Annotated in this window: 10 protein-coding genes and 1 pseudogene; 6 read left to right on the forward strand and 5 right to left on the reverse strand. The window is 57.8% G+C overall.

Going from position 1 to position 8,099, the window contains the following annotated elements; translation table 11 throughout:
- The first annotated feature begins 65 nt into the window (after positions 1-65).
- Positions 66-395, forward strand: a complete 330-nt coding sequence (locus BGI27_RS16940) for an Hsp33 family molecular chaperone HslO (RefSeq protein WP_223871883.1) — start codon at positions 66-68, stop codon at positions 393-395.
- Between the two features lie 25 nt (positions 396-420).
- On the opposite strand, the gene BGI27_RS16945 is transcribed toward BGI27_RS16940, so the two are convergent.
- The 4 genes from BGI27_RS16945 to gpmA form a co-directional block, all read right to left on the reverse strand.
- Positions 421-873 (reverse strand): hypothetical protein, encoded by a 453-nt coding sequence (locus BGI27_RS16945; protein ID WP_141239790.1) that lies wholly within the window; start codon positions 871-873, stop codon positions 421-423.
- Between the two features lie 67 nt (positions 874-940).
- A complete protein-coding gene (locus BGI27_RS16950) occupies positions 941-2,377 on the reverse strand; it encodes a S41 family peptidase (RefSeq protein WP_095525973.1) in 1,437 nt (478 codons plus the stop codon).
- 17 nt (positions 2,378-2,394) lie between these two features.
- Entirely contained in the window at positions 2,395-3,591 is a 1,197-nt protein-coding gene (locus BGI27_RS16955) for a murein hydrolase activator EnvC family protein (protein WP_095525974.1), read from the reverse strand.
- Positions 3,588-4,334 carry a 2,3-diphosphoglycerate-dependent phosphoglycerate mutase gene (gpmA, locus tag BGI27_RS16960; protein ID WP_095525975.1) on the reverse strand — a complete coding sequence of 249 codons (747 nt, stop codon included), beginning with the start codon at positions 4,332-4,334 and terminating at the stop codon, positions 3,588-3,590. Before gpmA ends, BGI27_RS16955 begins: the two co-directional genes overlap by 4 nt.
- A 176-nt stretch (positions 4,335-4,510) precedes the next feature.
- Here gpmA and BGI27_RS16965 point away from each other — a divergent pair, with 176 nt between their 5' ends.
- From BGI27_RS16965 to BGI27_RS16985, 5 genes and pseudogenes are all read left to right on the forward strand, one after another.
- Positions 4,511-4,936: a rhodanese-like domain-containing protein gene (locus BGI27_RS16965; protein WP_095525976.1), complete on the forward strand. Its 426-nt coding sequence runs from the start codon at positions 4,511-4,513 to the stop codon at positions 4,934-4,936.
- A pseudogene (gene grxC / locus BGI27_RS18945) lies at positions 4,933-5,207 on the forward strand (glutaredoxin 3). The gene BGI27_RS16965 and the pseudogene grxC overlap by 4 nt, the downstream one beginning before the upstream one ends.
- A 101-nt stretch (positions 5,208-5,308) precedes the next feature.
- Positions 5,309-5,779 carry a protein-export chaperone SecB gene (gene secB, locus BGI27_RS16975; protein WP_095525977.1) on the forward strand — a complete coding sequence of 157 codons (471 nt, stop codon included), beginning with the start codon at positions 5,309-5,311 and terminating at the stop codon, positions 5,777-5,779.
- 22 nt (positions 5,780-5,801) lie between these two features.
- A complete protein-coding gene (locus BGI27_RS16980; protein WP_223871884.1) occupies positions 5,802-6,239 on the forward strand; it encodes an SH3 domain-containing protein in 438 nt (145 codons plus the stop codon).
- Positions 6,236-7,234 (forward strand): NAD(P)H-dependent glycerol-3-phosphate dehydrogenase, encoded by a 999-nt coding sequence (locus BGI27_RS16985; RefSeq protein WP_095525979.1) that lies wholly within the window; start codon positions 6,236-6,238, stop codon positions 7,232-7,234. Before BGI27_RS16980 ends, BGI27_RS16985 begins: the two co-directional genes overlap by 4 nt.
- 55 nt (positions 7,235-7,289) lie before the next feature.
- Here BGI27_RS16985 and kduI read toward each other — a convergent pair whose 3' ends face one another.
- Positions 7,290-8,039, reverse strand: coding sequence for a 5-dehydro-4-deoxy-D-glucuronate isomerase (gene kduI, locus BGI27_RS16990; protein ID WP_095525980.1), 750 nt, complete (start codon positions 8,037-8,039; stop codon positions 7,290-7,292).
- Positions 8,040-8,099: the final 60 nt, after the last annotated feature.

Consider the following 8,099-nt stretch of genomic DNA (forward strand, 5'->3'; position numbering starts at 1 on the left):
TGAAAAACAGTATTTCATGAAGCTCGGGGCTGTCTAGGAAACCCGGGGCGATTCAAGGCGCTGATTTGCGTGACGCAGACGGTTGGAACCGTGTCCTTCAGTTGGCGAACACTGTACGTCCAGATGAACTGGCGTCACTCGACGTACATGAAGTTTTGAGGCGTTTGTTCGCTGAGGAGGCTGTCAGAGTGTACAGCTCTCGCGATGTAAGGCATGACTTCCCGCCTGATCGTGAAAAGATTGCCGATATCTTACGGAGTCTGGGGGAGGCAGAGGTTCGTCGCCTATTGGACGAGCACGGCGAAGTGAGCATTGAGGATGAATTGTCGAATCATCGATATCGTTTCTCGGCCGATGAGGCATTGGCGCTATTTGCTCCCCCTACCCTGCATTGAGCTTCTTCTGCGGCCGCTGCGTGAATCATTTGAATTCACGCAGCTCCGGCGGGGTTTCGTCCCTATCGCCGTGTGGATGGTGCTCGTAAGCCTTTACATAGACTTGGTTTGATTGTTTGATCAGGCGTTGGGGAGAGCTCGCATTACGAACCTGAGTCTCCTCTACAAAACGTACCAAGGAACGCTTGAGGCGTGAGACGAGAGAATTGTCTAGACGGATTCCTTGAGATTCAAGCAGGGATTCGATGCCTGCGAGATGGTGATGTGCAAGGTCATAACACAGCCGAATACCGCAAGGGTGATCGGAGGCTTCTGCTTTCAGGTGAGGTATGTCCTGCAGCATCCGCAGTGCCGTCTGCCTTTGCCCTAATGGTAAGGCTGCCAGACGCAGGTCGTGATGTTGCACCGAATCGGCTAATGCATCGCCATGCTGATGATTGCGGCCGGCTAGCTTGTAAGCGGTTTCCCTGCGCATCATGGCTCGTCACCTCCGTTCGAGACAGCCTTGTGCTTGAGTCGGCACAAGGCTGTCTGGTGCTGGGCTGTCAGGGAGTTTTAATCGGCGTCGAGGCCGCTGCCGATGGTTCCTGACCTTCACTTTCGGGCTTCCGGGTTGCCACAGGCAGCCCTTTGAGCAGATTCATGGCTTGCTCGAATTGCAGATCACCCTTGCCGGCCGGCTCAAAGCGCTCGATCTCCGCGCTATTGTTTCCATTACGGTTTCGACCATTGTTCTGGCGTGCTGCATTTTCCGCAGGCGCGGACTGCTCCGCTGGATTATTCAGATGTCTGAGCAAATCCGCCTCACGGAAAAGAGGTTCGGACGAACCATTGGAGGTTTCATCAACCACATAATCCGGATCGATACCCTTGGCCTGGATCGAGCGGCCATTCGGAGTGAAGTATTTCGCGATCGTGAGCTTGACCGCACTTTCACCACTCACGATGGGGAAGATCGATTGCACTGAACCTTTACCAAAACTCCGAATGCCGAGAATCTTGGCTCGATTGTAGTCTTGCAGGGCGCCTGCCACGATCTCCGATGCAGATGCAGAACCTCCATTGACCAGCACAACCATAGGGACATTCTTTATGCCCTTGGGAAGGTTGCGCAATACATCGCCCTGCCCGCGGCCATACTCTTCGGGGATCGCGTGATACTTGCGTCGCGCATCTGCAATACGGCCCTCCGAGTACACAACCAGGCTCTTGGCGGGCAGGAATGCTGCAGATACGCCAACAGCGGCATCAATCAGGCCGCCCGGGTTGTTGCGCAGATCCAGCACCAGCCCCTTGAGTTCGCCGCCCTTATAGAGATCATCGATATGGCGTGCCAGATCAGCGGTGGTCTGCTCCTGGAATTGCGCAACGCGCAGGTAGCCATAACCGGGCTCCACAACCTTGGAACGCACGCTACGCACCTTGATCACTTCGCGCGTCAGCTTGACTTTAATCGGATTGCTTTCGCCTTTACGCAGAATGGTGACAAGAATGTCCGTCTTGGGCTGACCGCGCATCAGCTTTACGGCGTCGTTCAGGCTCAGACCACGCACAGGTTTGTCATCGAGCTTGAAGATCAGATCACCAGCCTTTACCCCGGCACGAAAGGCGGGAGTGTCTTCTATCGGACTGACCACCTTGACCAACCCGTCTTCCATCGTGACTTCTATCCCAAGGCCACCGAACTCGCCTTTGATCGAAATCTGCATGTCACGGAAAGCCTCTTGATCGAGATAGGCCGAATGCGGATCCAAACCGGCGACCATGCCGCTGATCGCATCGTTGATCAGTTTTTTGTCGTCCACAGGTTCGACGTAATGCTGCTTGATGCTGTTGAAGACATCGGACAGATTACGCGTCTCATCTACCGGCAGGCTGCTGACCGCAGTCTCACGGCTCGCACTGGTGGCGACGGTCAGGCTGATCAATACACCGGCACATACGCCGCTGAGAACCAAGCCTGCCTGTTTGAGTCTGCTCATTGTTGCTCCGTTGGGGGTTATTTCGCAGTCAGCCAGCGGGACGGATCCTGCGGTTGTCCGCGATGTCGTATTTCAAAGTATAAACCTGATTCATCCTGCCCACCGCTGCTGCCGGCGCTGGCGATGACCTCGCCGGCACTCACCTCATCGCCTGCAAGTTTGAAGATGGCCTCGTTGTTTCCGTATACGCTGAGGTAATCGTCACCATGATCGATGATCACCAGATTGCCAAAGCCTCGTAACCAGTCGGAGAAGGCGACACGGCCCGCTGCCACGGCATGTATTTCTGCATTACGTGTAGCCTTCAAAAAGATCCCGCGCCACTGCGTGAGGCCTTCTTCCCGCGGAGACCCAAACCGATGTGTCAGCGATCCCTTGACGGGCCAGGGCAAGTTGCCACGTTGGGCAGCAAAGACACCTCCTCCCTGTACTGCACGGTTGGCTGGCTCCACCCCGGTGACAGGCGGCGTGGGACGAGGAGTGCTGCGGGCGATACGTTCGAGCCCCCGCAGCAACTTCTCGATACGAGTCTCATCGTTTTTCAGGCGCTCTATCTGTCTGCGCTGATCACGCAACTGAGTCGATATCTGGTGTAGGACCTCACTTTGTCGCTGGCGTTCGCGTTGCAGGCTGCGTTGGGTTTCGCGTTGACTCGCCTCCAGTGATTTCAGTTCAGCATGCTTGGTTTCTGCTTGCGCGAGGACATTGTCCAGCGCTACACGTGCTGCTCGAGCTTCATCAATGGCAGCAGCCCGTTGCTTGGCGATCTGTTCGATGTAATGCGCGTCACGTGCAATCTGGTTCGGATCGTCCCCGCTGAGTAGTCGCCGGGTGCCCGCCTGCCCACCTTCTACATAGAGGCGGTAGATGGCATCCCCAAGCTGTTTGCGCAACCGGGCAATTCGTGTTTCCAGCGCTTGCTGTTCGCTCTGGAGGCGTGCAATTTCACCTTCAATACGGGTGCGCTGCTGAGTCAGTTCTCGCAGCCTGGCCTGCGCGAAGGAGATGGCCTTGTCGGCAACGGCCAATCCGTCGCTGGCCTCTTCCTGATGCTCTTCGCCATGAGCGATTTCCTTCTGAACGCTGCGGATGTGATCACGCAACGTCTTCAGTTCTTGCTGTCGCGCTTCTGCCGGCGTGGCTGCAAACGCCGGAATGGAAATCAGGCAGGCTCCGCTCAGAGCCAGAATAGCGAGGCCTGCCTGAAAACTCACTTGGCTTTGCCCTGATTTGCCACGGCGTTCATCGCGGCCTCGATCACGGACGGATCGGCCAGGTAGTAGCTCTTGATCGGCTTCAGATCGGCATCCAGTTCATACACCAGCGGTTGAGCCGTGGGGATGTTGAGTTTGAGGATGGCTTCTTCGCTCATGTTGTCGAGATACTTGACCAATGCGCGCAGGCTGTTGCCGTGCGCGGCGATGATCACGCGCTTGCCACTCTTGACTACCGGAGCGATCACGTCGGTCCAGTAAGGAACGAAACGGGCCACGGTATCCTTCAGGCATTCGGTACGGGGAAATTCGCCCGGCTTCATGTCCGCATACCGGGGAGCCTTGTCTTCCATGCGGGGGTCGTCCAGCTCCAGCGCGGGCGGGGGCACATCGTAGGAACGACGCCAAACCAGCACTTGCTCCTCACCGAACTTGGCTGCGGTTTCTGACTTGTTCAATCCTTGCAAGGCTCCGTAATGGCGTTCGTTCAGACGCCAGTTGTGCTCCACCGGGATCCACAGTTGATCGAGCTCCTCGAGCACTCCGTTCAAGGTCTTGTTGGCGCGCTTGAGCATCGACGTGTAGGCGATATCGAAGGCGAATCCCTTTTCCTTTAGCAGCTTACCTGCGATCTGGGCTTCTTCGACACCGCGCGGCGTGAGATCCACGTCGGTCCAGCCCGTGAAGCGGTTTTCCAGATTCCAGGTGGATTCACCGTGGCGCATCAATACGATCTTGTACATGAAAGCAACCTTTGAGGGGACAGAGAGAAAAGGGACACGCTACGCACGTCAAGCGCGCGTTGCAGCAAAGATGGTATTGTATCGAATCCCCTCGCCGGGGATGCGCCTGCAAGGCGCCTTTCGGCGGTGTTTTTGATCCGGTTCAGGAGTCTGAACCGCCCAGTCGAAGTGCAATCATGGATTTCTTCCTGCAGAACATCTTTCTCATTACGTTGGCTATCGTCAGCGGTCTTGCCCTACTCCTTCCCATCCTGCGGGGTTCTGGCGCCAATTCGGTCACGCCGTCCCAGGCCGTGATGCTGATTAATCGGCAGAATGCGGTATTGCTCGATGTGCGTGAGCAGGCTGAGCGCGATGCGCAACATGTTGCGGACTCCCGCCATATCCCGGCTGGTGAACTGCCCAAGCGCATCGAAGAGCTTTCCCGCCTGCGCAGCCGCCCTGTCATCGTGCTGTGCGACAACGGCTCTCGCTCACAACGGGCCATGGGCGTATTGCACAAGGCCGGTTTTGAGCAGGTGTTCAAACTCTCCGGTGGCATCCGCGCCTGGAAGGATGCCGGACAACCTCTGAGCAGCGCCAAAACGGGGGCTGCTGCATGAGTCAGCAGGTTCTCATGTATACGTCGGCCGTATGTCCCTACTGTATACGTGCTGAGCAGTTGTTGCGCCGTAAGGGGGTCGAGGAGATCGAAAAGCTGCGTGTCGATCTCGATCCCTCGATCCCGCACTGCGTGAGCGCATGATGAGCCTGACCGGGCGTCGCACGGTGCCACAGATCTTCATCGGTACGACCCATGTTGGAGGGTGTGACGATGTTTATGCCCTGGAGCAACAAGGCAAGCTGGATTCTCTGCTCGCCGGGAATCCCTGATCGGAATGCGCCTCGCCACGCTGCCGGGCGGCGGAGCCTGCTCATCAGAGGCGATCCCGGAGCCTCATAAAACTACACAATCACAAACGGACAAATACACCATGGATCAAGCACAACAAGCCGTCTTCAAGATCGAGAAGCTCTACGTCAAGGATTTGTCGCTGGAGGTGCCGAACGCTCCGGCCATCTACCTTGATGCGACGACGCCTGAAGTAAACGTGGATATCGCCACACAGGCCGGTATCGTGGGCGACGGTTTCTACGAAGTCACTCTCTCGGTTACTGTAACGGCCAAGATTGCAGAAGACGAAAAGGTCCTGTTCCTGGTCGAAGTGGCCCAAAGCGGCGTTTTCCAGATCCGCAACGTGCCTCAGGAAGAACTTGAGCCCATTCTGCTCATCGGCTGCGCAAACATCCTGTTCCCGTATGTTCGTGAAGCCGTATCAGATGCCGTGACCCGCGCAGGCTTCCAGCCGGTGCTGCTCTCGCCTGTCAACTTCGAGGCCATGTATGAGGCACGCCAGCAACAACTGGCCGCCGAACAGCCCAAGATTGAAGTCCCCATCCAGTAACTTCTGTATAGGTGGCTGGCCCGTGATCAAGCGTATCTGCTTCCTGCTTTCCCTGTTGGCAGCGCCGCTGGCAGCGCAGGCCTTTGACTACAAAAACGTCACCGAGCACGCGATTGTCTACGATGCCGGCTCCACTAAGGCCACGTCGCTGTTCATTCTGCGGCGTGGCACCCCGGTTGAAGTCATCGTTTCGATCAATCGCTGGGTCAAGGTTCGCGAAGCCTCGGGCGGACTGGGTTGGGTTGAGAGTTCCCAGCTCGGTGATGCTCGCCAGGTGATCGTTACGGAAGCGCGGGCCAGCTTGCGAGAAAGTCCGGACGAAAACGCCCCGGAAGTGCTTGTGGTAGGTCGTGACGTATTGCTTGAAGTCCTGGAAAGCCCGGCAGGCTCCTGGCTGAAGGTTCGCCACCAGGATGGCCAGGCCGGCTTCATTTCCATTCGCTCCATCTGGGGAATCTGAACTTGTCCCGACTTGTCGTCATGGGCGCGGGCGCCTGGGGTACCGCGCTCGCCAATTCCTATGCCAGTAGTGGTCATCAGGTCACGTTATGGAGCATCGAGGCTGACCATGTGGCACAGATGCAGGCCGAGCGACGCAATCAACGCTATCTGCCCGATATCGCGTTCCATTCTGATCTGATCATCAGTGCGGATTTTGAATTGTCTTGCCAGACGGCCGATCTTGCACTGATCGTGACTCCCGTCGCGGGCCTGCGGCCGACATTGGCAAGACTGGCGCAGACCTGCCCTGCTCTGCCTGTCTTCTGGGCCTGCAAGGGTTTCGAAGCTGGAACAGGCAAGCTGCCGCATGAGGTCGCCGAGGAGTTCCTTGCGCCTTCGGTCGGGCGTGGTGTGCTGACCGGGCCGAGCTTTGCCCAAGAGGTCGCCGTTGGCCTTCCTTGCGCGATCACGCTCGCAGCAACCGAACTGACCTTTGCCCGTGCATGGGTAGCGCAATTGATGCACCCCCGCCTTCGTCTCTACGCCAACGATGACGTGGTTGGCGCAGAAATCGGGGGTGCCGTAAAGAACGTACTCGCGATTGCTGCCGGTATCTCCGACGGCTTGGGGTTCGGGCTCAACGCACGTGCTGCGCTGGTTACTCGTGGCCTGGCGGAGATCGCCCGCCTCAGCGAAGCACTGGGCGGACGCCGCGAAACGCTGATGGGGCTGGCTGGCATGGGCGATCTTATCCTGACTTGTACCGGCGACCTGTCCCGCAATCGCCGTGTGGGTCTGGCGCTTGCCGAGGGGAAAAGCCTGGAGCAGATCCTGATGGATCTGGGTCACGTCGCCGAAGGCGTGCTGACCACCGCGACCGTGGTGGAGCGCGCCAGCGCACTGGGCGTCGACATGCCCATCACGCGGGCAGTACATGAAGTGATCCAGGGACGGCTTGCGCCACGCGATGCCATTGAACAGCTGATGACCCGCGAGGCGCGTACCGAAGCCTGATGGTCGCGGCACGAAGATGGGCAGCCTGCTCACCCGGAGCAGGCGTTTCATCGTGTTACTTCAATGTGGTCATGGCTACGTGATCCATATCCGGGAAGGTCTGGTTTTCTCCGGCCATCTCCCAGATGAAGGTGTAGGACTGGGTACCCACACCCGTGTGGATGGACCATGACGGAGAGATCACGGCCTGCTCGTTGCGGATCACGAGATGGCGGGTTTCGGTCGGCTCTCCATGCATGTGGAAGACCACGGCATCCGGGCTCATGTTGAAGTACAGATAGACCTCCATGCGCCGCTCGTGCGTATGGCAAGGCATGGTATTCCACATGCTGCCCTCCTCTAGCTTGGTCAGGCCCATGATCAGCTGGCAGGAGTCTACGACTCCCGGCACGATATATTTGTTCATCGTGCGCCGGTTCGAGGTCTTGGCGTCTCCCATAGTCTGCGGGCTGGCCATCTCGCGGGTGACCTTCTTATGCGGATAGCTCGCATGCGCCGGCGTGCTGTTGTAGTAGAACTTGGCCGGGTTGCCTGCATCCGTGCTCGAGAATCCCAACTCCTTGGCGCCCTTGCTAATGTAGAGAGCCTCTTCGTGCCCCACGTCGTAGGTCACGCCATCAACCACGATGCTGCCGTCTCCACCGATGTTGATCACGCCCATCTCGCGGCGCTCGAGGAAATAGGCCGTGCCGAAGGTCTTGCCTAGATCCGGCAGGCTGATCGGCGCGCCAAGCGGCACAATGCCCCCGAATACGATGCGGTCCACGTGACTGTAAGTCATGGTGATCTGGTTGGCGACGAAGATGCTTTTGAATCGCCCCGGGTTTCCTAGACAGCCCCGAGCTTCATGAAATACTGTTTTTCA

The sequence above is a fragment of the Candidatus Dactylopiibacterium carminicum genome, from assembly GCF_014736495.1.
GTDB lineage: Bacteria > Pseudomonadota > Gammaproteobacteria > Burkholderiales > Rhodocyclaceae > Uliginosibacterium > Uliginosibacterium carminicum.